This is a genomic window from Acinetobacter sp. IK31 (assembly GCF_035615195.1).
GTDB lineage: Bacteria > Pseudomonadota > Gammaproteobacteria > Pseudomonadales > Moraxellaceae > Acinetobacter > Acinetobacter calcoaceticus_C.
In genome coordinates, this window is the sequence record NZ_JANBOB010000012.1 from 40,421 (window position 1) to 67,026 (window position 26,606).

Annotated in this window: 27 protein-coding genes and 1 tRNA gene; 19 read left to right on the top strand and 9 right to left on the bottom strand. The window is 35.6% G+C overall.

Features of this window, described 5'->3' with window-relative positions; translation table 11 throughout:
• The first annotated feature begins 214 nt into the window (after nucleotides 1–214).
• The 6 genes from MSG66_RS07470 to MSG66_RS07495 all read left to right on the top strand — a co-directional run bounded on the left by MSG66_RS07470 (nucleotide 215) and on the right by MSG66_RS07495 (nucleotide 3,257).
• A complete protein-coding gene (locus tag MSG66_RS07470) occupies nucleotides 215–601 on the top strand; it encodes a hypothetical protein (protein ID WP_324653336.1) in 387 nt (128 codons plus the stop codon).
• Nucleotides 602–620: 19 nt separating this feature from the next.
• A complete protein-coding gene (locus MSG66_RS07475) occupies nucleotides 621–1,073 on the top strand; it encodes a hypothetical protein (protein WP_324653338.1) in 453 nt (150 codons plus the stop codon).
• Between the two features lie 43 nt (nucleotides 1,074–1,116).
• The gene (locus MSG66_RS07480) at nucleotides 1,117–1,611 is read left to right on the top strand and encodes a hypothetical protein (protein WP_324653340.1); all 495 of its coding nucleotides are present in this window, start codon (nucleotides 1,117–1,119) and stop codon (nucleotides 1,609–1,611) included.
• A 136-nt stretch (nucleotides 1,612–1,747) separates the two neighbouring features.
• Complete coding sequence (locus tag MSG66_RS07485) at nucleotides 1,748–2,167, top strand: hypothetical protein (protein WP_324653342.1); 420 nt, start codon at nucleotides 1,748–1,750, stop codon at nucleotides 2,165–2,167.
• Nucleotides 2,168–2,470: 303 nt separating this feature from the next.
• The gene (locus MSG66_RS07490) at nucleotides 2,471–2,929 is read left to right on the top strand and encodes an SMI1/KNR4 family protein (RefSeq protein ID WP_324653344.1); all 459 of its coding nucleotides are present in this window, start codon (nucleotides 2,471–2,473) and stop codon (nucleotides 2,927–2,929) included.
• 37 nt (nucleotides 2,930–2,966) lie between these two features.
• Nucleotides 2,967–3,257: a hypothetical protein gene (locus tag MSG66_RS07495; protein WP_133971991.1), complete on the top strand. Its 291-nt coding sequence runs from the start codon at nucleotides 2,967–2,969 to the stop codon at nucleotides 3,255–3,257.
• Nucleotides 3,258–3,271: 14 nt separating this feature from the next.
• Here the strand turns inward: MSG66_RS07495 and MSG66_RS07500 are convergent.
• A tRNA-Arg gene (locus MSG66_RS07500) sits at nucleotides 3,272–3,344 on the bottom strand.
• Nucleotides 3,345–3,403: 59 nt separating this feature from the next.
• Nucleotides 3,404–4,783, bottom strand: coding sequence for an amino acid permease (locus tag MSG66_RS07505; RefSeq protein ID WP_133971993.1), 1,380 nt, complete (start codon nucleotides 4,781–4,783; stop codon nucleotides 3,404–3,406).
• A gap of 379 nt (nucleotides 4,784–5,162) precedes the next feature.
• On the opposite strand from MSG66_RS07505, the gene prpF reads away from it, so the two are divergent.
• From prpF to MSG66_RS07520, 3 genes are all read left to right on the top strand, one after another.
• Entirely contained in the window at nucleotides 5,163–6,350 is a 1,188-nt protein-coding gene (gene prpF, locus MSG66_RS07510; protein ID WP_324653347.1) for a 2-methylaconitate cis-trans isomerase PrpF, read from the top strand.
• A gap of 160 nt (nucleotides 6,351–6,510) precedes the next feature.
• Nucleotides 6,511–7,422 carry a polyprenyl synthetase family protein gene (locus MSG66_RS07515; protein ID WP_133971997.1) on the top strand — a complete coding sequence of 304 codons (912 nt, stop codon included), beginning with the start codon at nucleotides 6,511–6,513 and terminating at the stop codon, nucleotides 7,420–7,422.
• A gap of 58 nt (nucleotides 7,423–7,480) precedes the next feature.
• Entirely contained in the window at nucleotides 7,481–7,849 is a 369-nt protein-coding gene (locus MSG66_RS07520; protein ID WP_133971999.1) for an MmcQ/YjbR family DNA-binding protein, read from the top strand.
• An 80-nt stretch (nucleotides 7,850–7,929) separates the two neighbouring features.
• Here the strand turns inward: MSG66_RS07520 and MSG66_RS07525 are convergent, their stop codons facing one another.
• The 4 genes from MSG66_RS07525 to MSG66_RS07540 form a co-directional block, all read right to left on the bottom strand.
• On the bottom strand, nucleotides 7,930–8,784 hold the full coding sequence (locus MSG66_RS07525) for a stomatin-like protein (RefSeq protein WP_324653351.1): 855 nt from the start codon (nucleotides 8,782–8,784) through the stop codon (nucleotides 7,930–7,932).
• A gap of 28 nt (nucleotides 8,785–8,812) precedes the next feature.
• Entirely contained in the window at nucleotides 8,813–9,274 is a 462-nt protein-coding gene (locus tag MSG66_RS07530) for an NfeD family protein (RefSeq protein ID WP_324653353.1), read from the bottom strand.
• A gap of 104 nt (nucleotides 9,275–9,378) precedes the next feature.
• A complete protein-coding gene (locus tag MSG66_RS07535) occupies nucleotides 9,379–10,296 on the bottom strand; it encodes a patatin-like phospholipase family protein (protein ID WP_202743415.1) in 918 nt (305 codons plus the stop codon).
• 66 nt (nucleotides 10,297–10,362) lie between these two features.
• Nucleotides 10,363–10,989, bottom strand: a complete 627-nt coding sequence (locus MSG66_RS07540; RefSeq protein ID WP_042897723.1) for a lysophospholipid acyltransferase family protein — start codon at nucleotides 10,987–10,989, stop codon at nucleotides 10,363–10,365.
• Between the two features lie 128 nt (nucleotides 10,990–11,117).
• On the opposite strand from MSG66_RS07540, the gene MSG66_RS07545 reads away from it, so the two are divergent.
• From MSG66_RS07545 to MSG66_RS07570, 6 genes are all read left to right on the top strand, one after another.
• Nucleotides 11,118–12,377 carry an MFS transporter gene (locus MSG66_RS07545; RefSeq protein WP_324653356.1) on the top strand — a complete coding sequence of 420 codons (1,260 nt, stop codon included), beginning with the start codon at nucleotides 11,118–11,120 and terminating at the stop codon, nucleotides 12,375–12,377.
• Nucleotides 12,378–12,450: 73 nt separating this feature from the next.
• Nucleotides 12,451–12,642: a hypothetical protein gene (locus MSG66_RS07550; RefSeq protein ID WP_127493960.1), complete on the top strand. Its 192-nt coding sequence runs from the start codon at nucleotides 12,451–12,453 to the stop codon at nucleotides 12,640–12,642.
• Nucleotides 12,643–12,915: 273 nt separating this feature from the next.
• Nucleotides 12,916–14,223, top strand: coding sequence for a DcaP family trimeric outer membrane transporter (locus tag MSG66_RS07555; RefSeq protein WP_133972007.1), 1,308 nt, complete (start codon nucleotides 12,916–12,918; stop codon nucleotides 14,221–14,223).
• 185 nt (nucleotides 14,224–14,408) lie between these two features.
• On the top strand, nucleotides 14,409–16,058 hold the full coding sequence (locus MSG66_RS07560) for a phosphoethanolamine--lipid A transferase (RefSeq protein ID WP_324653359.1): 1,650 nt from the start codon (nucleotides 14,409–14,411) through the stop codon (nucleotides 16,056–16,058).
• A gap of 14 nt (nucleotides 16,059–16,072) precedes the next feature.
• A complete protein-coding gene (locus MSG66_RS07565) occupies nucleotides 16,073–16,747 on the top strand; it encodes a response regulator transcription factor (protein WP_133972011.1) in 675 nt (224 codons plus the stop codon).
• Nucleotides 16,748–16,771: 24 nt separating this feature from the next.
• Nucleotides 16,772–18,106: an ATP-binding protein gene (locus MSG66_RS07570; RefSeq protein ID WP_202743410.1), complete on the top strand. Its 1,335-nt coding sequence runs from the start codon at nucleotides 16,772–16,774 to the stop codon at nucleotides 18,104–18,106.
• 1 nt (nucleotide 18,107) lies between these two features.
• On the opposite strand, the gene MSG66_RS07575 is transcribed toward MSG66_RS07570, so the two are convergent.
• The 3 genes from MSG66_RS07575 to MSG66_RS07585 all read right to left on the bottom strand — a co-directional run bounded on the left by MSG66_RS07575 (nucleotide 18,108) and on the right by MSG66_RS07585 (nucleotide 21,332).
• Entirely contained in the window at nucleotides 18,108–18,803 is a 696-nt protein-coding gene (locus MSG66_RS07575; RefSeq protein WP_324653362.1) for a phosphatase PAP2 family protein, read from the bottom strand.
• Nucleotides 18,804–18,955: 152 nt separating this feature from the next.
• Complete coding sequence (locus tag MSG66_RS07580; RefSeq protein WP_262474141.1) at nucleotides 18,956–20,143, bottom strand: ammonium transporter; 1,188 nt, start codon at nucleotides 20,141–20,143, stop codon at nucleotides 18,956–18,958.
• A 304-nt stretch (nucleotides 20,144–20,447) separates the two neighbouring features.
• Nucleotides 20,448–21,332: a LysR family transcriptional regulator gene (locus MSG66_RS07585; RefSeq protein ID WP_017389760.1), complete on the bottom strand. Its 885-nt coding sequence runs from the start codon at nucleotides 21,330–21,332 to the stop codon at nucleotides 20,448–20,450.
• Nucleotides 21,333–21,451: 119 nt separating this feature from the next.
• On the opposite strand from MSG66_RS07585, the gene MSG66_RS07590 reads away from it, so the two are divergent.
• The 4 genes from MSG66_RS07590 (at nucleotide 21,452) to herA (ending at nucleotide 26,590) form a co-directional block, all read left to right on the top strand.
• The gene (locus tag MSG66_RS07590) at nucleotides 21,452–22,357 is read left to right on the top strand and encodes an AEC family transporter (RefSeq protein WP_324653366.1); all 906 of its coding nucleotides are present in this window, start codon (nucleotides 21,452–21,454) and stop codon (nucleotides 22,355–22,357) included.
• Nucleotides 22,358–22,484: 127 nt separating this feature from the next.
• Complete coding sequence (locus MSG66_RS07595) at nucleotides 22,485–23,504, top strand: molecular chaperone DnaJ (RefSeq protein WP_324653368.1); 1,020 nt, start codon at nucleotides 22,485–22,487, stop codon at nucleotides 23,502–23,504.
• Nucleotides 23,505–23,586: 82 nt separating this feature from the next.
• On the top strand, nucleotides 23,587–24,825 hold the full coding sequence (locus MSG66_RS07600; RefSeq protein ID WP_324653370.1) for a DUF4297 family anti-phage-associated protein: 1,239 nt from the start codon (nucleotides 23,587–23,589) through the stop codon (nucleotides 24,823–24,825).
• Entirely contained in the window at nucleotides 24,818–26,590 is a 1,773-nt protein-coding gene (gene herA, locus MSG66_RS07605) for an anti-phage-associated helicase HerA (protein ID WP_324653372.1), read from the top strand. Before MSG66_RS07600 ends, herA begins: the two co-directional genes overlap by 8 nt.
• The last annotated feature ends 16 nt before the right edge of the window (nucleotides 26,591–26,606 follow it).

Genomic DNA, 26,606 nt, shown 5'->3' on the forward strand with positions numbered 1-26,606 from the left:
AAACTAGAGTTTTAGTCAGAAATTTAAAATGGTAAAATCAGTACAATAATAAATTAAGAGATAGGAATATATTAAAATGATAAAAATAGAAGATATAAATCTACTTGAGCAAGGATATAAGTTGGTTTTTGTTTTAAGGCTATCTTCTTCAATATTGATGGATGAAAATTATATCAAAAATATATAACAAACTACGTTGGATAAGGGAACAACTATGGGGCTTAAGGGTGACAATGGTTTATATGCAACAGCTGAATGGTGGGGAAATATCGAAAATGGTAATATAGAAAATTACTATGTTAGAGGGTTAATAGTTGAAATAAATGAAGAAAATCCATTTATAGATGGAAGTACCATGATTACAATTAAAGTAAATGGAACTGATAAAGAAATATTTCAAGATATAGTTTTTACTAGTGAAAGAGAAAAAATTATTAGTGAAGAGCTTTACAAAACTGGAAATGAGATAGTATCCATTTATATTCTTGATAAATTAAAAGAAGATGATGTTTGGAATTGGGTGGTAGAGGAGAAATTGGGTGTTTCTCGATTGCTTAATAGAGTTTATATTAAGGGTAGGGGTAAAATTATTTTATATTAATGGATTGTAGGAGTTTAATATGGGTGAAGATGAAATTAATATTATAGCCTATAACTATTTGGGTTATATTAAATTAAATAAAGATATTACTTTCCCTGTTGAGAGGAATAAAAATGATGTTATTTATAACCAAAGTGGAGTTAATAGGAGAATTTTTTCTGGATACGTTAGTTTTCCCAAAATTGAAAAGAACACTTTATTTTATATGAAAGCTTTTTTACTTACTCTTACTGTAGATATACCTTGTAAGGAAGAAATTCATTCTTTAATTAAAATATTTTCATATTGTGAAAACCACTCTTTATTAATTGAAAAATTATCATTAGGGTTGAAATATAATTCAAAAGGTCTTGTTTTTAATGGGCTTAAAGAAATAATAGGTGATTTTTACTTATTTGAAAAAATTGATGATTTATTTTTCTATGATGGAAGAGAGGAGTTGTACAATAATTTTTTTAAAAATGATAAATAATTTAGATGATTGTAAAGTATAAAATGGATAAAGATTAAATAAAATGATAGAGAATTGTGCACTGATTGATCAAGGGTATAAATTGATTTTTGATTTAAAAATGTGGTTGGAAAAAAATGGGAAAGATGAGATTAGGTCTACACATGCTTTGACTCTGGATAGTACTACTAATAGTGGTTTAAGTGGAGTGTATGGTTTATATGGAACAAGTGAGTGGTGGGATAATATTGAAAAAGGTAATATTGAAACATATATTGTAAGTGGGGTAATAGCTGATCTTTGTAAGGGAAATATTTTTGTGGATGATGGTGCAATGATAACTATTATTTCAGATAATAATGAAGATGGTATATATGAAGGAGTAATATTTACAAACGAAATTTTGAAGAGAGATTTCGGTAATCTTTATTCTAAAGGAAATAAAATAGTTGTTTTTTATATTTTGGATGAGTTGAAAGATAAAGAAACTTGGAATCCTTTAATTCAAAGTAAATTGGGTATCTTGCCTATAACAAATAAAATTTATATTAAAGTTTGATATTTTTTAATTTAATTGCTTTTGAATTTTAGTAACTTTATTTTTATGGGGTGATTTTTTTATAATTGATATAAATATATAGTAATGAAGAATCTAAGATGTCCATTATTTTTTCTATAAATAGGAAGCAATAATTATGAATAAGTTAGATTTAAGTGTTAAGGTGGTACAGGGGAGAGATTCGTTAGAGATAAATCATATCGCCTTTGAAAATTCAGCCTTTATATGGCCTAGGGATAAATCTGATTTAAAGTTATTCGTTGATCAAGGTGCCTTACTTGTACCATCTGAATTAGAAAAATCTATTTACTCTTCTGGAGTTTATTTAATATTTACAGATGTCTCTGGTATAGCTGATGATGGCGGTTGGGATTATATCAAGGTTACTCATAAGAATAACCTGGTTTATTGGGAAGTGTGGTTTAATAATGGCTGGGTTGAGTTGGTTTTTTACTTAACTGTGTATCAAAAAGAGCTTATTGAAATTATGAATCAACTGAAAGTATTGCCACCAAATATTATTGTACAGCCTAGTCAGATTATATTTCCAGAATAATAGTAATTGAAAGCTGGGCATCTGCCCAGCTTTCAATTAGTGAGCTATTGTCTTGAAACTTTTTTTAAATTTTAGTCTATTTAATATGGTTAATATATTTAGCTTATATAATCATATATAGAATTTTAAAATTATTGCTATATAAAATTTGTAGTTATTAGCAATATATATAGCGGTCAATTTGAAAATTAGTATTAATTCTGGCGCTGTTATTCTATTAGGTATTAGTAGGAAAAATTGATATGTGTAAAAAGCAGTACGGGAAAGGAAAAGCTAAAAATTTTATATAGAGGGTAATATTCTATGAGTATTAATGATGTTGATAAGGCCATCGCTTTAATAAATTTACATCTTGATGAGGCTGATTTTCAGGGGCATAAAGAGGAACGCCTAGTAAAATTGGCTGAGGATTACTTGGAAATAACTTTCCCTGATAGTTATAGATATTTTCTAAAAAAATTAGGAGCTGGAGATATTGCTGGGCAAGAGTTTTATGGAGTTATTGATGAAGAAAAAATTAATTCGGGAATTCCTGATGCTACATGGATTACATTAAAGTATAGAAGGCAATCTGATTTACCAGCTAAATATATTGTTTTTTATAGCTTTGGTGATGGGGATTATGCAGTTTTAGATTGTGAAAAGAACAATCAAGGTAATAATATAGTTGAAATTTGGTCTCCTGGTGAGAACACATTCCAATTTTTCTCAGCTGATTTTGGTAGCTTTTTTTATAATCAAATTAAACAAATATTTGATTAATTGATTTAATGGTATTTTTAGCACGCTATAGTAACTTATGAAAAATTATATTATAAATTTATCTGATGACTTTTCTAAATATGCTTGGGAAATTGAGTTAAAGGGATGTTTTGAAGTAGATATACAGGTATTTGATAAACTATATACATTTAATTTTTATGATCCTATTAGATTGAAACAAACTATTGAAGATGATTTGAGATCAAATCAATATTTTTTCTGTGAAAATCTGGTTGTATTGCCAAAAGTGAGTTTAGATAATATTGAAAAATTTATAGAAAATATAATTAACACACCTTATTTATTATCTTTTTCTACAAAAAGATAAATTTTTATTATATGTGCGCCCTGCGGGACTCGAACCCACGTCGGTCGCTTAGGAGGCAACTGCTCTATCCAGTTAAGCTAAGGGCGCATAATTTTCTGATTATAAACAAAAAAGCCATTGTCTAGACAATGGCTTTTTATATTTATTTATTCTTCAGGATTCTCAATGGAATTTAGTTTTTTAGGATTTAAATAGTCAAAAAGTACGAGCATTGCTGTAATCCAAATAGGAATCATCATTACTGACTCTTTGAAACCTTGAGTCCACATAATATAGAGAACCACAGCAATAAACGCTAAAACTAAGTAATTACTAAAAGGTGACCATAACGCTGGAAAAGATGTCTTAATATTCGCATGCTTAACAAAGCGTCTATACTTCAAATGTGTAATTGATATCATTGCCCAGTTTAGAACAAGTGCACCAACCACAACGTACATAAGATGTCCAAGAGCATCTTCAGGCACAAAGTAATTTAAAAGAACACATCCAAAGATTAATAAAGCAGAAAGTAAAACAGCGGGAATAGGAACCCCTTGTTTATTGGTTTTCGCAAAAACTTTTGGCGCATTCCCTTGTTGAGCGAGACTGTAAAGCATACGACTATTTGCAAACATCCCACTGTTATAAACAGATAGGGCAGCAGTTAAAATAATAAAGTTAAGTAAGTGTGCAGCCCAACCAATTCCCATTTGGCTAAAAATCATAACAAATGGACTTTTGTCGAGACCGCCAAGATCTAATTGGTTCCATGGTACTAATGAAAGTAAGATTGTTAGTGAACCGATATAGAAAATCAAGATACGGAAAACGACTTGGTTAATTGCTTTTGGAATGGTTTTTTTCGGATCTTTTGCTTCTGCTGCGGCCATACCAATCAGTTCAATACCACCAAAGGCGAACATCAAGAAAGCCAACATATAGAAGAGGCCGCTAAAGCCATTTGGAAAAAATCCACCATGAGACCAAAGGTTACTAAATGAAATGCTTGAACCTACATCTGCTGTAAATAGCAAATAAAGTCCAAATACAATCATAGAGATGACCGCAGCAACTTTAATAATAGCGAGCCAGAATTCGGACTCACCATAAAATTTGACGTTGGTTAAGTTAATTGCAGTAATGACTACAAAGAAAAATAAGACAGAAGTCCACGCTGGTATATGGGGCCACCAATAATTAATATATTTGGCTACCGCGGTGAGTTCGCTCATCGCGACCAGAACGTAGAGTATCCAATAGTTCCATCCGGTTAAAAATCCGGGAAATTTCCCCCAATATTTATACGCAAAATGGCTGAACGATCCTGCAACAGGTTCTTCAACAATCATTTCTCCCAAGTGGCGCATAATCAAAAACGCGATTAAGCCGCCAATGGCATATCCTAAAATAATGGATGGTCCCGCAGATTGAATCACTTGCGCCGAGCCTAAAAATAATCCGGTACCAATTGCTCCACCCATAGCAATTAATTGGATATGTCGATTTTTTAGTCCTCGTTGCAGTGTAGAAGATTCGTTGGTCAAAGGTCTTCACTCACAATGAATAAGTAAATTATTCTAATAGATGGAGTTATTTTAGCCTAGACTACAAATTAATAAGCTGTGACTGAAAAGTAATATTAAAATATATTTAAAATCATTGGTTTACTTTTAATATTTCAATATAGAGTGAAAAGTGCTCTAAAAAATATAATTTCATATAGACTTTTTTTCTTAGATTTTGCTTAGATTAAGTCATTGCAAGCACATTGCTAAATTCTCAAAATATGCTCGCGTCAATATGATTGATGTATAAAAGCAGAGTGCTATCTCTTGACCTTAAAACAATTTAAGATGAAGAGAAGGGTAAACAAGAATGCTTGTTTTGATATAGAAGAACATAATAGTAAGGATAACAGTTGATATGAGCTCAGTACCGCAAATTAAAATTCCAGCAACTTATATGCGTGGTGGAACCAGTAAAGGTGTATTTTTTAAGCTTGATGATTTGCCGGAAAAAGCCCAAGTTGCAGGACAAGCACGAGATCAACTCTTACTCCGTGTAATTGGTAGTCCAGACCCATATGGAAAGCAAATTGATGGGATGGGGGGAGCCACTTCTAGTACCAGCAAAACTGTTATTCTCGCTAAAAGTACTCAGCCAGAGCATGATGTGGATTATTTATTCGGTCAGGTTTCAATAGATCAGCCTTTTGTAGACTGGAGTGGTAACTGCGGAAACTTAACTGCTGCTGTTGGCTCTTTTGCGATTTCAAATGGTTTGGTTGATGCAGACCGTATTCCTGAAAATGGCCTATGCACGGTTCGAATTTGGCAAAAAAATATTCAAAAAACCATTATTGCCCATGTGCCTATCACCAATGGTCAAGTTCAAGAAACTGGAGATTTCGAGCTTGATGGGGTGACATTCCCCGCAGCCGAAGTGCAAATTGAGTTTTTAGATCCGGCCGATGATGGTGAAGAAGGCGGCGATATGTTCCCTACAGGAAATGTTGTCGACGAATTAGATGTCCCTGATATTGGTCGTTTTCAAGCGACATTTATTAATGCCGGAATTCCAACCATTTTCTTAAATGCAGAAGATTTGGGTTACCACGGTACAGAATTACAAGATCATATTAATAGTGATGTAGCAGCACTGGCACGTTTTGAAAAAATTCGTGCATATGGTGCGGTGCAGATGGGCTTAATTAAAGACATTTCAGAAGCGGCTGCGCGTCAGCACACACCAAAAATTGCTTTTGTTTCTAAACCGAAAAACTACACGGCATCGAGTGGTAAGCCTGTTTTAGAGAGTGATGTTGATTTACTGGTCCGTGCTTTATCGATGGGTAAATTACACCATGCTATGATGGGAACAGCAGCAGTTGCGATTGGTACAGCAGCTGCAATTCCTGGCACATTGGTAAATTTAGCTGCGGGTGGAGGTGAACGTGAAGCGGTACGTTTTGGCCATCCATCAGGAACATTACGTGTTGGTGCTCAAGCTGAGCTTATTAATGATCAATGGGCAGTTAAAAAAGCTATTATGAGTCGTAGTGCACGTGTGTTAATGGAAGGTTGGGTTCGCGTTCCGGGTGACAGTTTCTAAACTTCCTCTAAATAAAAAGCCTCTCAATGTGTAGAGGCTTTTTTACACTTGCCTTTGAAAAACTCATCACCCACTTTTCACGGTGAATCGTGTATGATGTAGCGCATGAATGCTTCATTACATTCAATAAAATTTCTCTACTGATTTTATCGAGGCGACTGTGTCATCACTCTCTCAAGTTAATGCGGATGTTTTAAACCAAGCTCAACAACGTATTCAACAAGATTTATTGACGACATTGGCCGCATTTTCGATTCCTGAACCTTTAAAAAGTGCAGTACACCATGCGGTTATGCTTGGTGGAAAACGTGTACGTCCGGCTTTGTGTTATGCCACTGCTTCTTTACAGCCAAATCCAAATTTTGCTGCTGCACGCCGTGCGGCGGTAGCAGTCGAGTTAATTCATTGTTATTCACTGGCTCACGATGACTTGCCTTGTATGGACAATGATTTACTGCGTCGTGGTCAGCCGACTTGTCATGTTGCGTTTGGTGAAGATACTGCTTTGCTTGCAGGTGATATTTTACAATCGATGGCTTTTGAGGTTTTAGGTAGCCGTTTGTTTGATGAACAAGGGCTGGGTACTGACGCCACGATTGTATTAAAACAAATTCAGATTCTAGCAACAGCCACCTCTAAAATGGTCTGTGGACAAGTGTTAGACTTACAAGCTGAAGCTAAGCAAATTGCTCAAGATGAACTTGAAAATATTCATCGTAATAAAACTGGCGCACTCATTCAGGCCGCAATTATGATGGGTGCAGTCACCATTTTTTCTGGAACAGATCAAGCAATTCCAAAATTACGCCAATATGGGCAGACCATTGGACTGGCTTTTCAGGTATTAGACGATATTCTCGATATTACGTCGAGTACCGAAGCTTTGGGTAAAACAGCTGGTAAGGATGAGCAAGTTCAAAAATCGACATATCCAGCTTTAATGGGTCTCGAACAAGCACAGATTTATGCCAAAGCATTGCATGATCAAGCTTTTGAAGCCTTAGCCTATTTTGGTGATGATGCAAAAGAATTAACTGAGATCTCACAATTTCTTTTAGCACGTACCAATTAATAATATTAAATCAATATTCATAACTTCTATTCATGCGAAATGAATAAAGGAGAAAAGAATGAATGGTGAACAACTCCATCAAAAAGCAATTGAAATTGCGCTTAATCTTCCCTTTAGTCAACAGACTCATCCTTTTGGGCCAGATTATGAAGTTTTTAAAATTTTAGAAAAAATATTCATGCTGACAACAGAAGTGGCAGGCGTCAAAATGATTAATGTGAAGTGTGATCCGTATAAGAGTCAGGAATATCAGGAGCTTTATTCATTTATTATTCCGGGCTATCACATGAATAAAAAGCACTGGATTTCGATTACACCGCATAAGAACTTAACAAGCGATTTACTTGAAGATTTAATTCACGATTCTTATGATTTAGTCGTAAAAAAATTACCTTTGAAAGATCAGAAAAGATTAAAAAACCAGTAATATAAAAGATAAATAAAATAAAAAAACGGCGACCTTTAGATCACCGTTCCGATATTAATTTTGCTAATCAAATAATAGGGTTAGCTATGTTTTCCCATAATACCGCGAATAGTATTTAAAACATCGGCAGGTAAAACCACAGTTTTGGCATTATTAGATTTCGCCATATCTTGCATGGCTTTTACATATTGTTCACCCAAAAGGTAAGCAACAGGAATCTCTTTATCTCCAACAGCACTGGTCACCATTGTAATCGCTTTTTGAGATGCTTCAGCTAAAACAACTTGAGCTTCTGCGTCACGACGTGAGGCTTCTAAACGACCTTCTGCACTTAAAATAGCTGCCTGTTTTTCACCATCGGCTTTAGTAACAGCAGCACGACGTTGACGTTCTGCAGCAGCTTGTTCTTCCATGGCAGCTTGCATGGTATGAGAGGGTTGAATGTCCTGAATTTCGACTGTTTTTAGGGTAATGCCCCAATCTGAAATATCGTCAGAAATAGCAGCTTTTAATTTAGCTTTGATGTGATCTCGTGAAGACAATGCATCATCTAGATCCATTTCACCAACAATAGAACGTAATGAAGTTTGTACAAGGTTTTGAATCGCCCATGTATAGTTTTCAATACCATATACTGCTTTTTCTGGCGTAGTTAAATTAATATAAGCTACTGCATTCATCAGCAATACAGCGTTATCACGTGTAATGACTTCTTGTGATGGAATATCCAGCACAATATCTTTCGTAGTAATTTTATAAGCCACTTCATCTACATAGGGGATAACAAAATTAAGCCCCGGATTAAGGGTAGAGTGGTATTTACCTAAACGCTGAACAATCCATTTATAACCTTGAGGAACAATACGGACCCCCTTAAAAATGGTAACACCAACAAAAGCCAAAAATGCTAAAACAATAATAGTACCGACTGGCATGAAAATACCCTCTCTTTATCTTTAATGTTTATGAAGTACTGTGGGCCTGAACAATTAAGTCATTGCCCGAAATGTCAATAACTCGAACCCGATCACCCACTTTAACAGGAGTGATACTTCGGCAGTTCCACTCATCCGCCCCTAAAAGAGGCATGGGAAAACGAACAATAATCTGTTCATGAGCCAAGTTAGTTTGAATCACCATTCCAATTTGACCAATGGTCGCTTCACGGGGTAATCCCGCTTTGGTTTTATCAATGGATAAGGGTTTAATAAATTTGAACCAAAGAATGGTGCATAGCACTGATAGTATTATCCACAATACAATTTGTGTTGTGAGGCTAATATCTGGAAATAACCAATAGAGAATGCACACCATAATGGCGGCAATACCAAACCAGAGTGCGGCAAAGGCAGGGAGGATCAGTTCAGAAAGAATAAGTAAGATACCCAATACAAACCAATGCCAAGGTTGTACAACAAACTCCATAGATCTGCTCTTTTATATATATTTATGTGAGTAAAAGTGACTCAATATCACTTTTACCACTGTAGCAGATGATCGGAAAGGTGGATAGAAAAAAACCACTTCTATTAGAATTTAGGGCGTGGTGCGGGTTTAAATGCTGCTGGAGATTTTTTGAAGTTTGCAATTGCACCTTCAATTTGGCGAATTTGAGCTTGAGCAGCTTTTTCACCTTCCAAAATTGCTTGATTACTTGATTTGAGGTCAAGTGTACCTAAATGGCCTACTTTAGGCTGAATAACCACATTGGCTTGCTTGAGTTCTTCATTAATACTTTGTTGACCCATAATATTAATAGTTTGATCAAGCAATCCCCACATATTAGCTGGGCGATTCCCTGCTGGACGCGCTGAAATATCAACTGCAATCACAATATCTGCACCCATATCACGAGCGGTTTTTACAGGGATTGGACTGACTAATCCGCCATCTATATATTTTTGTTTACCGATTGTGGCAGGTACAAATACATTTGGAATACTGCATGAAGCACGTACGGCTTGGCCTGCATTACCTTTAATAAAGTCTGCTTTTTGTCCATTATCAAGACGAGTTGCCACGGCTGCAAAACGGATTGGAAATTTTTCAATCGGTTTATTGCCAACGTTACGGTTCACGTAGTCTTGTAACTTTTGTCCGAGAATAATGCCCTGACGATTAAGGGTTAAATCACGGATATCAGACTCTTGTAATTTCAGAGCCAGACTTTGCAATTGATAAGGTGTTTGCCCACTCGCGTAGATACTTCCAACAAAGCTACCAGCGCTGGTACCCGTTACAATTTTAGGTTTAATTCCATGAGACTCTAAAACCTTGATCACACCAATATGTGAAAATCCTTTTGCTCCACCGCCACCTAAAGCAAGTGCAATGACAGGTTCACGGGCTTTAATTGAGGTAGTCGGCGTTGGTGTTTTGCTAAATTTATCACAGCCAAATAGTGCTAGAGAGATAAATCCAATACTGGCAAATTGAGCAATTTTCATCTTTAAAAATAATCTATGTCGAGATAAATTAAGAAGGGCAATAAGACCAGATTCGCTCAATTTTTGCTAGGTTTTTTTCACTAGATTTTGTAAAGGTTCAGCAAGCCAATTACGATTTTTGGGTGAAATTTTTCCTTCATAGCGGTCAAAAATCTTTTGTAGATCTTCATCATAGTTTCCACTTGGGTCTAAGTGACCTAAGCAGTGAATCGTCTTATGGTCATAATCAAAAGAAAACATCACAATTGGAATATTGGCTTTTGCTGCAATGTGGTAAAAACCACTTTTCATTTTTTTTGCTTTTTTACGAGTACCTTCAGGGGCCATCCCAATCCAGATTTTGTCATATTTTTGAATAGTGGTAACAACTTGCTCAGTAAGACCATTTGCTGTGTCACGTTTAACGGGAATGACTCCGGCCCAATCTAAAGCTCGCTTAAAAGGTGGTTTAAAAAGAGCATCTTTACCTAAAACAGTAATTTGAATACCCAACCCGAAAATAGCAAGAAAACCATACCACCCATCAATATTAGACGTATGGGGTGAAATAATGGCAACAGCTTTTGGATAATTAGGAATTTCACCTTCAATTGTCCAACCTTGCGCTAAAAATAGTTTTTTAAATAGTGCTCGGCTTAAAGCAGTACCACGCTGGGGAACCAAATGAGGTAGATTAGGGAAATGTTGATCCATGTTTTTTTAAATTTTAACTTGTCCTTGTTTTATCTTAGTCTTTTGAAATATATGCTTCATTGGCAAAATGTAAGAACAACATAACATTTGATGTTATTCCTCATTAAAGAAATAAAAAGTAGGTATCTATGTGGCGGCAGCAAAATCTGTATCTTCTGCTATTTTCCTTATACTGGGCACAAGGGCTGCCGGTTGGTTTTATGACCCATGCCTTACCCGTTATTTTAAGGGCGCAAGGTGTTTCATTGGCTCACATTGGTGGTTTTGGCTTACTCATGTTGCCTTGGTCAATCAAGATATTTTGGGCGCCGTGGGTTGATCGACATGCACTTTCGCGTTTAGGACATTATCGTAGTTGGATTCTACCCGCTCAGTTTTTGACTGTGGGTGTACTTTGCATTTTGTCTTTTTTCCCTATTCAAACTTTAGACCAGCCTCTTTATTTATTTGCCTTTTTCATTTCACTACTCTTAATGAACTTAACTGGAGCGACACAAGATATTGCAACCGATGCTTTAGCAGTTAATTTTTTGAAACATGACCAGCAACATTGGGGAAATACATTTCAGGTGATTGGTTCCCGACTAGGTTTTATTGTCGGGGGAGGCGCCGTACTCTGGTGCTTAGACTGGTTGACGTGGCAACCCACTTTTTTGCTATTAGCGGCTTTGGTGTTTTTAAATACTTTACCTGTTTTATTATTTAAAGAACCTCAACATGCTTTTCATTCAAATAATGAACCTCAACTTAATCAATCAAACTTAGTCGGAAAGATAAAAGCTTACTTGAGGTATTTCTCTCAAAATAAAGAACTCCGTTCTTGGTTGGTTGTACTCATTACTTTTAAAGTAGCAGATGGTTTAGCTGGACCATTACTTAAACCTTTAATGGTTGATATGGGCTTAAGTTTTACTCAAATTGGTGTTTATATCACGATGCTCGGTGCGGTAGCTGCCCTGACAGGGGCGGCAATAGCAGGTGGAGTGCTTAAATACTTTTCAAGACCCACGGCTTTAATTGTTTTTTCAATCTTTAAAATTATGAGCTTAGCGGCTTATAGCTATTTAGCTTACGCCTACGAACAGAAAATACACCTCAATGTTTGGGGCGTTTATGCCGTAAATGCTTTAGAAGATGCATTCTCGGCAATGTTGTTGGTTGTTATGTTGACCTTAGTCATGCATTACAGTCGAAAAGAATATGCGGGTACCGATTTTACCTTTCAGGTTTCAGTCATGGCGACTGTGAGTGGTGTGCTTTATAGTTTCAGCGGAGTGCTTGGAGATGCCTTCGGTTATTTCCATTATTTGATAGCTATTGTCATTATTGGCGTTGTTACTTTGCTTCCTATTTATCTCTGGAAACATGCAAAACTACATGAAAAATAATGTTAACTAAATGAAATAAAGAAATTTAATATCGCTTAAGGAGTGATCTAAGCTTTATCTAATACCTTGGTCTATATTTGTAAAAATGTATGTTTTTAGCTATTTAAATGCTCTATTAATTATGCCATCTTGTTTGGGTAGCAAATGGAAGCTAAAAGGAGAAAAAATGGATCTCGTTAACAAGAAAAATCATGTGAATCAATCAAAATGGATAGAAAAGTGTTCAATTAGATTGGATGTTAGCCTAAAGTCTAAAAAAGAATAATGAAATAACGATTTAATCATTCTATAAGATAAGAGAGTTGTGTAGGATTCGTTACAACATGAAGTTAAGGTAAAAATCTGTAACTCAAAGTCGGCTTTTTATGTCTTTGGTTATTAGGTTTTGGTCTTGCACAGCGTTGAAATTGGTTTTGGTTGCGGTAATAAAATTAATGTAACCAAAGTGGAGGAGAGTTGATTTTTTAGCCCCTAATTTAATGGCGTAAATCAACTTGGCATGGATAGGCAACATAAAATATATTTTTAGGAGTTTTTGATGGATCTATTCCTTAATCGTAAATCTTTCGTTATTAAAAGTTTAGCTCTTACAGTTACAGCTTTAATGATGAGTGGGGCACATGCTGCGACTTCCGACAAAGCGGAAATTCAACAGCTTCGTAAAGAAGTTGAAGCTTTAAAAGCTTTAATTCAACAACAAAGCCAAGTTCAGCAACAACAACAGCAAGTACAGCAACAACAGCAAGTTCAATTGGCTGAAGTTAAGGCACAACCTGTTGCTGCACCAGTTTCACCTTTAGCATCATTAAAATCTAAAGCGGGCGCTGATGTGAACCTATATGGTTTTGTTCGTGGGGATGCTAACTATATTATTGAAGGTGCAGACAACGACTTTAATGATGTAAGCAAGTCAACTGGTGAAGCGAAAGATAAAATCCGTGCAACAGCTAAAACGACACGTCTTGGTTTAGATTTTACTGCTCCAGTAAATGACGCTAAAGTTGGTGGTAAAATCGAAGTCGACTTTGCGGGTACAAATGATGGCTTACGTATTCGTCATGCTTACTTGACTTATAACAACTGGTTATTCGGTCAAACAACTTCAAACTTCTTATCTAACCATGCACCAGAAATGATCGACTTCTCGACAAACATTGGTGGTGGTACAAAACGTGTTCCACAAGTGCGTTATAACTTTAAACTTGCTCCAGCAACACAACTATTAGTTTCTGCTGAAGAAGGCGATAGTTCAGGTAATGCTAAAGATAAAGATGATAAGTGGGCAACTGATGGTGTCAAATATAGCTTACCTGTATTAACAGCTAAATTAACCCAAGGGTATGCAGGCGGCAAAGGTTCGGCTTCCGCTCGTGTTTTAGTTGAAAATTATAAATCACAAACTACGGGTGACGACAAAACAGGTTGGGGTGTTGCTGCTGGTACCGACTTTAAAGTATCTGATCCTTTAAAACTATTTGCTGATGCTTCATATGTTGTAGGTAATAATACTTACTTATATGGTAGTAACAGTGCTTATGCAGTAGTAAATAACGATATTGAACAAAATGAATTTGTAGCGGTACAAGTGGGTGGAACTTATAAAATTTTACCTAACTTACGTTCTACTCTAGCGTATGGTGCACAATTCGCTGATGACGGCACTGACTACGCTAAAGCAAATACATCTGCGAATGAAAAAGTTCAACAAGCATGGCTTAATGTGATTTATACACCAGTAAAACCAATTGATTTAGGTCTGGAGTATGTAAACGGTAAGCGTGATACCTTTGCTGGTAAGTCTTACAAAGATAACCGTGTTGGTTTAATGGCTAAATACAGCTTCTAAACCTAGCAAAAAAAATTATGTTTTAAAGAGTCGAGGTTCTTGTGAATCTCGACTTTTTTCTTTTTATATAAATTTAACAATGAGTATTTCTAAAAGCAGCCATTTAGGACTGCTTTTTTATTTAAGTGATTTTTAAGTTTTAATTTCTAAAGTGAAGCATCATAAAAAGATTGTAGTCGTCCGAGATGCTTAATTTTTTTTCTAAATTAAGGAATAAACAGATTTCACTGTTTATGTTTAATCTAATTTTAGCTATTTGGTTAGGAGCCATTCTCAATATTGGTTTCTTCCATAGCATTAATCTTTTAACTCCATATTTGGGAGTACAGGCTATTCTGTTCTTGGCTGCTACAGTGGTTATTGTTGTTGCTGCTTATTATGCTGTTTTACAAATTTTAAATTGGAAATGGACTGCTAAATTTATTGCCATTATTTTGGTGATTGTTGGGGGATTTAGCGCATATTTTGTAAATACACTCGGAATAATGATTTCACCAGATCAAATTCAAAATATGGTACAGACCGATGCAGCTGAGATTTCTGACTTAATCTCATTGCGGTTTGGGTGTTGGATAGTTTTTTTAGTAGTTTTACCTATCATTTTGATTTCTCAAGTAAAGCTTAAAAAAGAAAAAGCATCTCATTTATTGATTAAAAAAGTCGGTTCAATTGTTGCTTCTTTTGCGATTGTAGGAACTTTGTTGTTTACATACTATATTGATTTTGCATCTATCTTTCGTGAACATCGTGATTTAAAAGGAATGGTTTCACCACAAAATAGTATTTCATCTTTAATGTCTTACTATCACAAGATGGCACCTAAGAAGAACTTACCATTAATCCATTATGGTGAAGATGCTCATCAAGTTCAGCAAGTACAAAATAACTTACCTAAATTGATGGTACTCGTTGTGGGTGAGACAGCCCGCGCTGAAAGTTTTGCATTAAATGGCTATGCCAAAAATACAAATCCAGAGCTTTCTAAACAAGATGTTTTAAATTTTTCTCAGGTAAGTTCTTGTGGTACGGCCACAGCTGTATCTGTGCCATGTATGTTCTCTGGCATGCCACGTGTTGGCTATGATGAGCAGTTAGCAAGTCATCGTGAAGGTTTATTAGACATCGCAAAGCGTGCAGGTTATCAAGTGACTTGGATTGATAATAATTCTGGTTGTAAGGGGACTTGTGATCGTGTCGAGCAGTACCAAATACCAGAAAAGTTAAAGCAAAAATGGTGTAAAGATGGCGAATGCTATGATGATATTTTAATTGATAGCTTAAAACAGTATTTGGCGACGATTCCCAAAGAAGACACGCGCCCACGTCTGATTGTTTTACACCAAGTTGGAAGCCATGGTCCAGCTTATTACAAGCGTGCACCAGCTACATATCAACCATTTAAACCGACTTGTGATACTAATGCCATACAGGGTTGTTCTCGAACAGAATTACTCAATAGTTATGATGACACGATTGTGTATACAGACCATGTTTTAAGTCAGATGATTAATACTTTAAAAGAAGTATCGAATTATCAAACTGGTTTATGGTATTTGTCTGATCACGGCGAATCTACAGGTGAACATGGTTTATATTTACATGGTTCACCTTATGCAATCGCACCAAGCCAACAGACACATGTACCAATGATGATGTGGTTCTCTGATAGTTGGAAAAGACATAATCTTACTCAAGTGAGTTGTTTAGGCCAACAGACTAAACAAGCCCTAAGTCAGGATAATTTATTCCCAAGCTTATTAAGTTTGCTAGATGTAAAAACTCAAGTCATCAACCCCCAACTGGATATGTTGCACTCTTGTGCCCATGTAAATTAAAGCGAGCCTGAAATATGACAAAAATCTTGATGATTGAAGATGATTTTATGATTGCCGAGTCAACAATAACGTTGCTGCAATATCATCAATTTGAGGTGGAATGGGTCAATAATGGCTTAGATGGTCTGGCTCAATTGGCTAAAAATAAATTCGATTTAATTCTTTTGGACTTAGGCCTCCCTATGATGGATGGCATGCAGGTCTTAAAGCAAATTCGTCAAAGAGCTGCAACGCCAGTGTTAATTATTTCAGCACGAGATCAATTACAAAACCGTGTTGATGGATTAAACAACGGAGCAGATGATTACCTGATAAAACCTTACGAATTTGATGAGCTATTGGCTCGTATCCATGCTTTATTACGCCGTAGTGGAGTAGAGGCTCAGCTTGCGAATCAGGACCAGTTATTACAGAGTGGTGACTTGGTTTTAAATGTTGAACTACATATTGCAACCTTTAAAGGTCAACGGATTGATTTGTCGAACCGTGAATGGGCGATTCTTATTCCTTTGATGAACCACCCAAATAAAATCTTTTCTAAAGCAAATCTTGAAGATAAGTTATATGATTTCGATAGTGATGTGACTAGTAATACCATCGAAGTATATGTGCATCACTTGAGAGCTAAACTTGGGAAAGACTTTATTCGAACTATTCGGGGATTGGGTTACCGTTTAGGACAATCATAGCTTAAGTTGTGGAACTTTATAAAAGTGCATTATTCATTAAAAAAACGACTGATTTGGGGCACCTCAATTTTCAGTATCATTTTAGGTTGTATATTAATTTTTAGTGCCTATAAGGTTGCGCTTCAAGAAGTTGACGAAATTTTAGATACTCAAATGCGTTATTTGGCAGAAAGAACAGCTGAATATCCCTTAAAAACGGTAAGTAGTAAGTTTGATTTTCATAAAACCTATCATGAAGAAGATTTATTTGTAGATATCTGGGCGTATAAAGATCAAGCTCATTTATCGCACCATTTACATTTATTGGTTCCACCTGTTGCACAAGCTGGCTTTTATTCGCATAAAACCAACCAAGGTTTAATTCGTACCTATGTTCTGCCTTTAAAAGATTATCAGATCCAGATTAGCCAACAAGAAAAGGTCCGTGAGGCTTTTGCTTGGGAACTTGCGGGGAGTATGTTTGTTCCCTATTTAATTATTTTGCCATTTGCCATTTTTGCTTTAGCCGCGATTATTCGTCGAGGTCTCAAGCCGATTGATGATTTTAAAAATGAACTGACACACCGCGATTCAGAAGAACTGACGCCTATTGAAGTTGCGGACTATCCTCAAGAGTTATTGCCAACCATTGATGAAATGAACCGTTTATTTGAGCGTATATCTAAGGCTCAAATGGAGCAAAAACAGTTTATTGCAGATGCTGCACATGAACTCCGAACTCCTGTCACAGCTCTAAATTTACAAACTAAAATTTTAATCAGTCAACTTCCTGAACATGAGTCTTTGCAAAATCTGAGTAAAGGGTTGGCGCGTATTCAGCATCTGGTCACTCAGCTTTTAGCTTTGGCAAAGCAAGATGTGTCCTTGAGTGTGATTGAACCAACCAAATATTTTCAGCTTAATGATGTCGCTTTGAACTGTGTTGAACAGCTTGTTAATTTAGCCATGCAAAAAGAGATTGATTTAGGACTGGTTCGTAATGAACCTATTGAAATGCATAGTGTTGAACCGACAGTACATTCTATTATTTTTAATTTAATTGATAATGCAATCAAATATACGCCCCACCAAGGTGTAATTAATATTTCAGTTTTTACAGATATAGATGGCTATGCGTGTATTCAAATTGAAGATAGCGGTGCGGGGATTGACCCTGAACAGTACGATAAAGTGTTAAAACGTTTTTATCGTGTACACCATCACCTTGAAGTGGGGAGTGGCTTAGGTTTATCTATTGTTGATCGTGCAACTCAACGTTTAGGTGGAACTTTGACGCTAGATCGAAGTTTAGAGCTTGGCGGACTTTCTGTTTTAGTTAAACTGCCTAAAGCTCTACATATTCATGAAACAAGAACTTGATTTATACAAGTTCTTGTTTGATTCGTTTTTCAAATTCGAAGCGATGAATAAAAATCGCATAAAGTAATATATTTACTGCCCAAATGACCCAAGCTGTCCATAAATTGTGGCTAAGGAAATGGGCGCCCCGCATCATTTGTCCCCAACCCATCATAAAACCTAAGATAAGACTCGTCGCTAAGTAAAAATAGGCATGTTTAGGTCGCTCAAGACGATAAACAAAATAACCTGTCATTAAGATGAAACCAGCACTTGCATGACCGCCTGGAAAGCAATGACCATGCTTGGCGGTAAAATCCCATACATATCCTAAATTGGTAGGATGAACCATATTCCAAGGGCAAGCGTGAGCAGATTGTGATTTTAATATGCCGACAATACTGCTACCTAACATACTCACAAAAAACATATAGCCATATTGCCAGCGATAAAGCTTCAATTTCTCAACTTTAAATGATGCAAGCCATAGACCAAAAAAGATGACATAAATGCCAGTAATGATCTGCTTTACAATCTCATGATTAAGTCTTTCCAGATACCAATTGTCTCGATTGAAAAAATGACCTGTTGAATCAATCCAAGGCTGGATGAGGTACATATCAATTTTTCCGCCGATTGGAAAAATGATTAAAAGCAGAAAAAAACTTAAAAAAAGCAAGATAAGATTAATTTGGAAAAAACGTTTTTGCTTAGTCATTCTGATGAAATATCAATCGACAATGGATGCGACTAATTACATAAAATTAAGCTTAAATTGCTCTTAAACCCTACAGAAGAAAGGGGTCCAATTTCCCTTAAAAAATAAAAAAGCGACGAGAAGTATCGTCGCTTTGAGCACTTTAGAAAGGATTAAAACATACCTTCTTCAGAGTTTGCAGAAATCTTATGAATGGATAAATCTGCCCCTCTAAATTCATCTTCTTGAGATAAACGAATGCCAATGGTCGCTTTAAGTAAACCGTACACAATAAAGCCGCCAGCAAGTGCAATGGCAATTGCAAGTGTTGTACCAATGAGTTGCGAGATGAAAGACACACCGCCTAAACCACCAAGCCATTGTTGACCAAATAGACCTACTGCAATGCCACCAAATGCACCACACACGCCATGTAAAGGCCATACCCCAAGCACATCATCAACTTTAAGTTTGTTTTGAGTATAGGTAAATAAATACACAAACATCGCACCAGCTGCACCACCAATAACAAGCGCGCTGATTGGATGAACAATGTCAGACCCTGCACAGATTGCGACTAAGCCTGCAAGTGGGCCGTTGTGTAAGAAACCTGGGTCATTTTTTCCAATGGCATTTGCTGTAATGGTTCCGCCGACCATTGCCATGAGTGAGTTAATGGCAACTAAACCAGAAATCGCATCAACACGCTGAGCACTCATCACGTTAAAGCCAAACCAGCCGACAATTAAAATCCATGAACCGAGCGCCAAAAATGGAATAGAAGATGGCGGATGAGCACTTACACGACCATCTTTCTTATAACGACCAGAACGTGCACCCAATAAAATGACCGCAGCAAGTGCAATCCAGCCGCCCATAGCGTGAACAACAACTGAACCAGCAAAATCGTGAAAAGCTGCCCCAAAAGTTGTTTCTAACCACTTTTGCAGACCATAGTTACCATTCCAGACCATGCCTTCGAAAAAAGGATAAACCAGCGCAACTAAAGCGAGTGTTGCAATGGCTTGAGAACGCATTTTTGCGCGCTCCGCAATGCCACCTGAAATAATGGCAGGAATTGCAGCAGCAAAAGTGAGTAAAAAGAAACAACGCATGAGGTTGTAGCCATGATCACCAGATAAAACCGTACTATCATGGAAGAAATGCTGGCCATAAGAAATGTAGTAGCCAACAAAGAAATATGCGATTGCAGAAAGGGCAAAGTCAGTCAGAATTTTACTCAGTGCGTTCACCTGATTTTTATGGCGAACCGTACCAAGTTCCAAGAATGCAAAACCTGCGTGCATGGCAAGAACCAAAACAGCACCAAGTAATAAGAAAAATAGATCTACATTTTGCATAGCATGCTCGAAAAAAGTGCTAAATTCCATTTTGGAACAAATCTGGGTCTGTAAATTGCACCAAAATAGATTTAAGGAATCTAAAAACCTAAGTTTGTCGAAACAAACTCAATTGCATAAAAGTGAATATGCAATAAGCGCACCAATTTAGATTGGATAATGGGGTTTTGACGACAAATGGTGCGTTAAATTGATCGAGATAAGGGCGATACTCATGCTTTTATGTTAAAAATCATCTAATACGCTCGTAAATTGACCTGAAAAAGTTCGTTATTAAAATTTAAAAGAGTGGTTTGTATTTGAATTAATGATCTGACCAAACTTCTTGAGCAACTTCAATGAATGCTTTCACAGCTGGACTCATATGTTTCTTATTCTTCACTGCGAGTCCAATAGAACGTTTAAGGTTCGGTTTAAAAGGGCGTTTGACTACGTTTGGATAGAGCGAGAGCAATTCTTTAGTAATTACCATATCGGATACAATGGAAACACCTAACTGGTTGTGAACCATGCTGACGATACTCAGAATTTGTGACACATAAAATTTGATGTCTGGTTTCACATTAAAGTTTTTTAAAATTAATTCGACCTGATGTCTACTACCTGCCATTGTCATAATAAAAGGGCAGTTTTCTAGCTGTGCTGGATCAATATAGAGTTGTTGCGCCAGTGGGTAACCATTCGGAATTAGGGCAACAAAACGGTCTTCGATTAAAGGGAATGTATCAAAACGTTCATCTGGCATAATCAAAAAACCGACTTCTATACGCCGTTCCAATAACCATTGAGCAACTTCTTTATCTTCGCCTTCATCGATATAAATTTCGATTTTAGGGTAGCGCTGCCGAAAGCTTTCTAAAATTTCAGGCAATAGATAAATGGATGATGAAGCCCCAAAAGATCCAATATGTAAGGTGCCTTCATTTAACCCATGGATCGCAGCCACTTCTTTTTCTAAAGTGTTTGAGATACTCAATAGCTCTTTTACATGAGTCAATAACTGCTGACCTGTTGTAGTCAGCTCAATATCACTTTGGGTTCTTGAAATGAGGTTAATGCCCCATTGTTGTTCTAAAGATTTAAGCGCATGAGAAACTGCCGATTGTGAAATTCCCAGCTTTTCTGCTGTTGCAGTAAAACTTTTTAGTTCAGCAATGAGTGCAAAAATTTCAAGCTGGGTAAATGTCATGTTGTACTTATTATGAGTAAAAACTCATTTTATCATGAGTTTTCATTATCTTTAATATATGAGTAAGCCAAGGTAATTGCCAGAAACAGCAAGCCCTTCAACCAAACTTGAGTAAAGAAATGAATAGCATTGTTTTATCTCTTTTTCCCTTAGTTGCATTAATTGCATCGGGATACCTGTTAAAAAAATATCATTTTTTTAGTGATGAGTTTTGGGCTGGGGCAGAGAAGCTCAATTACTATATTTTATTTCCCGCTTTGCTTTTTAGTACGTTGTCGACCGCTAAAATTGACTTAAAAAGTTTGAGTACAGCCATTATTGCCATGTTGATTGTGGTTTTAGCAGTCACCATTTTCTTGTACATACTTCGCGTGTTTTGGCACATACCACCTGCACGTTTTGGAGTGCATGTACAAAGTATGGTTCGCTTTAATACTTATATTGGTTTGGCGTTAGTGACTTCGCTTTTTAAAAGTGAAGGAATGGCAATACTGGCAATTTTATTGGCGCTTTGCATTCCACTTGTGAACGTTATTTCTGTGCTTGCTCTAACCTCTAAAGAACAGATGGCGATTAAGCCTGTTTTTATTGCGCTTCTTAAAAACCCTTTAATTGCATCGTGTGTGGTGGGAGCGGCAGTCAATGCACTTCACATCCCGATTTGGGAAGGCTTTTCTAGCTTTATTAAGCTTTTTTCAGCATCGAGTTTGCCACTGGGTCTGTTATGTGTGGGTGCAGCTTTACAGTTTATGCAAATTAAAAAAGATATTGTGGTATTGGCAGCAGACACGTTTGCACGACTTTTAGCAGTGCCTGCATTGGCTTACGCGGTCTGTACGTGGTTTGGTTTACCAAGCTTACAAACACTAATTTTAGTTATTTTCTTTGCGCTACCGACGGCTTCTGCTTCATACATTTTAACCAAGGTATTGGGTGGCGACAGCCAACTCATGGCAGCAGTGATTAGCTTTCAAACCTTATGTGCTGCCGTGACTTTACCAGTAGTGATTTGGTGGATTTCTTAAGGTATAACTTTAGTTAAGTCATCTTCTATTTTCTAAAAATTAATAGGCTGGTTCTTATTTAAAGAATGCTTTGCTACCTTCCTCATCTGATTATTGCTACACTTTTTTCTTTTTCAGGTGGATGAGTATGTCCTTTGATCTCAAAGTGAGCTTGCAGCAAAGGTCTGAACCGTCTGCACAGCAGAAAAAACTGAATCGCCTGATTGATAAAATAGAACAGCAAAAAGTTAGCCTTAGCACATGGCAAAATGCGCAAGCTGAGATTCAACAACACATACGTCAAAAACTGATGCCTGTGTATAGCGATTTGCATGAAGTGCTATTTCAGCAGTTAGAGCAGCTTTGGAATATGTTGCATAGCCACGAGTTTTCCAAAGCGGATATGCAACAATTAGATGAAAAAATTGCCCAGTTTGCACAAATGTCGAAGCGCTCAAAAATGCTGTCTGCTAAACAGTTGGAGTTAGTAAAGCAGGTTGATACCTTCTATCAGCAACATGCGAGGGAAGCGGTAAAAAAGAATAAAAAAGCTCAGTCAATAAAATCCGAATACGGTGAAAATACTGATCAAAGTGCAGAATTTGATGAAGACTTTGAACAGTATGCTGCCGAGCAGCAACAAGCACGGGAGCAAGCCAAACAGCAAAGGCAACAACAGAAACGTGAACAAGCTGAGCAGATGGCAGCGCAGTCGTTAAAAACTGTCTATTTAAAAATTGCCGCGATGATTCATCCAGACCGTGAGCAAGATGAAACAAAAAAAGAAGAAAAAACTGAGTTGTTCCAACAGGCAAGTCAGGCCTATGAAAAGCAGGATTTGTTCTATTTACTCAAACTCCAGTTACAGCTCGAACAGAATAAAGGGGTAGGGGCTAAAGAATTATCTGCTGAGCAATTGCGGTTTTATAAACTGGCTTTGGATGCACAAAGTCAGCAGCTTGAAAACCAAATTGCTGAGATTTTGGATTCTTTTCAGTTAGCGAAGAACGTGAAAGCAGAGCATGTACATATTAGTGATGTTTATAAAGCTGTAGATGCGGACTGTGCTGAGTTAAAACAGCAGTTAAAGTGGGAAAAAGAGCGTTTAAAGCATATGAAGAAGGTGAGTGGGGTAGAGATGTTGTTGGGGAGTAATAACTTATTTTAATACATTGAAAATAATTAATAAAAAACTTTTAAATGGCTAATTAATGAGCTAGATTAAAGTTTTATTTTTATGGTTTTAAGCAATGTCAGAACCTAATAATAGACAGGCTATTGATACGATTCGGGGATATTTATATCAATTTGATAATACAATTTTTCAAATTTTAAATAATGGCGATGAAAATAGTATTGTCACTGTAGAAGGTATTGAGGATATTGATGTAGAACAGATAGGTAATGAAATTATTGCAGTACAATGTAAATATTATGAAAAAAGTGATTTCACACCATCAAAAATTAAAGAAGCTATATCATGGATGATAAAAGATTTTTCAAATAGGATTAATGAACAGAAAGATTTAATACAATATAAATTATTTGGTCATTATAGAAGCGGTCAGGAGAAACTTCCTCATCCAATTAGTATCGAATTTCTTAAAAAAAACTTTCTAACTACAACTACCAGAGCTACAGATAATGATTCTAGTACTATAACGCAACTACATATTGATTTAGGTTTGGATGATGAAAATTTAGAGCTTTTTTTAAGTAAATTAACCTTACAGATAGATGGGCCGACTTTAGATCAACAACACTTAGATATTTTATCCAAATTTGTTTATCTAAACATATGTTCTGATAGTGATGTCGAATTTTTTTATGCTAAAAGTATTTATATTATAAGGAATTTAGCTAAAAATCAGGCAGAGAATGAAAGAAAAATTACAAAGAAAAAATTTATTAATGAGTTAAGAAATTCTAAGAAAATGATTTTTGATTATTGGTACTTTGAGAAGTTAACTGAAAGTGAATATTGTAGAAAAATTAGAAAAAAATATTTTAATAATACAAGCTCTAAAATGAATAGATTTTTCTTAATTGAAGTTCCTACTTCAGATTTATTTGAAATAAAAGAAGTTTTAAAAAGTATAAGTGATCGTTGGTCTAATTTAAATACAAGAAGGCAACCTGAAAAATTTTGCCCATTTATTTATATACATAATCTCAACTTCGAGGATTTAGTACGGTTGAAAGCGGAGTTAATATTAGATGCATATATTGTAGAAGATGGGTATTATTTTAAGGGCGGGGATTTTAATATTGATCTATATTTAAGAGAGGTTCTGGAGCAAGGTAATCCTTATAGAACAAAGATAAAATTCATTAACAGCATGGATGAGTTAAATTTAATTCTATCAAAGCCACTGCCTAATAAGAAAGTATATCAGATTTATAATAAAAAGCCTTATTTTGAAACAAATGAGTCATATGATATTTATATTAAGAATATTGAATGTTTAAAGGGAGTATTGTGTGAGTAATCAAGAAGTTTTAGCAGAAGTAATATCAGTAAGACCAAATAAAATTACTGTACAGGTTACGAATCTTGAAAATTTTAAGTTGCCAGATGAATCCTTAAAGGTTGGATCATATATAAGGGTTACTAATAATGATGATGCAATATTGATTGCGATCATAGAAAATTTCTCTATAGGTTTTGATAATAGAAATGAAAGAATCTATCTGATCGAAGCATTACCTTTAGGTGTTTTAGAGGATGGTAAATTTATTAGAGGTGGGGATACAATTGCAATTCCACCAAGAAAAGTTGAGCCAGCTACTACACAGGATATTAGGGCAATATATGATTCGATTACAGAAGAAAAAAGACTAAAATTTTGTACTTTAAGCACTAAGAAAGAAATACATGTTCCCATTGATGGAAATAAATTTTTTAATAAACATGTAGCAATTTTAGGTTCAACTGGTTCAGGAAAGTCACACACTTTATCTAAAATTTTACAAACTGCAATTTCTTCAAAAGATGGAGATTTTAGTTTAAATAATTCTCATATTATTATTTTTGATATCCATTCTGAATATAAGAGTGCTTTTCCTAATGCTAATTTTTTAGATATAAATACTTTAAAATTACCATATTGGTTACTTAACAGTGATGAGCTGGAAGAAATTCTTTTGGATACAGGAGAAAGGGATAATTATAACCAGTCATCAGTATTTAGAAAATTAGTAACTATTAATAAAGAGATTCATAATGAAGGTGTTAAGAATATTTCATATGATACTCCTATAAAGTTCAGTCTAGATGAAGTGGTAAATGCATTATTTAATTTGAAAAATGAAACTAAAAATTCAAAAAATAATGAACTATGTATGATAGATAATGGGAGTTATTCCATAAAATCAGATGGTGGTGTGGATGCTAACATGGGGGTGCTTTTTGAAAGTGATATAGAAAAGATAAAAAACTATTTTTTAACTAGGCATAAGTTTTTTCCAACTAAAAGTCAGAATATCAATAAAGGATTATACGCTGAAGGAACTTTGGATAAGTTTTTTAATCGTATAGAAGAGAAAATTAGACAAGATAGATTGAAATTTATTTTTGATCCAACACTACAAAACTCAGATTTTGTTGATGTTTTAAGAGATATTATTGGTTACTCAGATAAAAAGAAGTCTAATATTACTATTATTGATTTGAGTGATGTTCCATTTGAGGTTTTAACTATAACTGTTTCTGTAATATCTAGATTAATATTTGATTATGGATATTTTTATAAAAGACAACGATTTGAAATTAACCCAGAAGAAGTAATTAATAATGATGTACCCATTTTAATGGTATATGAAGAAGCTCATAAGTACGTTCCTAATAGTGAACTTACAAAATATAGAGCATCAAAGATAGCAATAGAACGTATTGCTAAGGAAGGTCGAAAATATGGAATAACATTAATGTTATCTAGTCAGAGGCCATCAGAAATTTCTGAAACAATTTTTTCACAATGTAATAATTTTATCTCAATGAGACTTACCAACCCAGTTGATCAAAACTATGTAAGAAAACTTTTACCTGACTCACTCGGTGGGATTATAGATATATTGCCAAGTTTACATCAAGGTGATGCCTTGTTAGTAGGGGACTCAATTGTTCTTCCTTCTATCGTAACAATTGATCGCTGTGATCCTGAACCATCTTCTAATGATATTCCTTATTGGAGTTTATGGAAGGAGGAATGGAAAGAAGTCGAGTTTGAGGCTATTTGTCAAAAGTGGAAATAAAAAAATCCCCTCACTA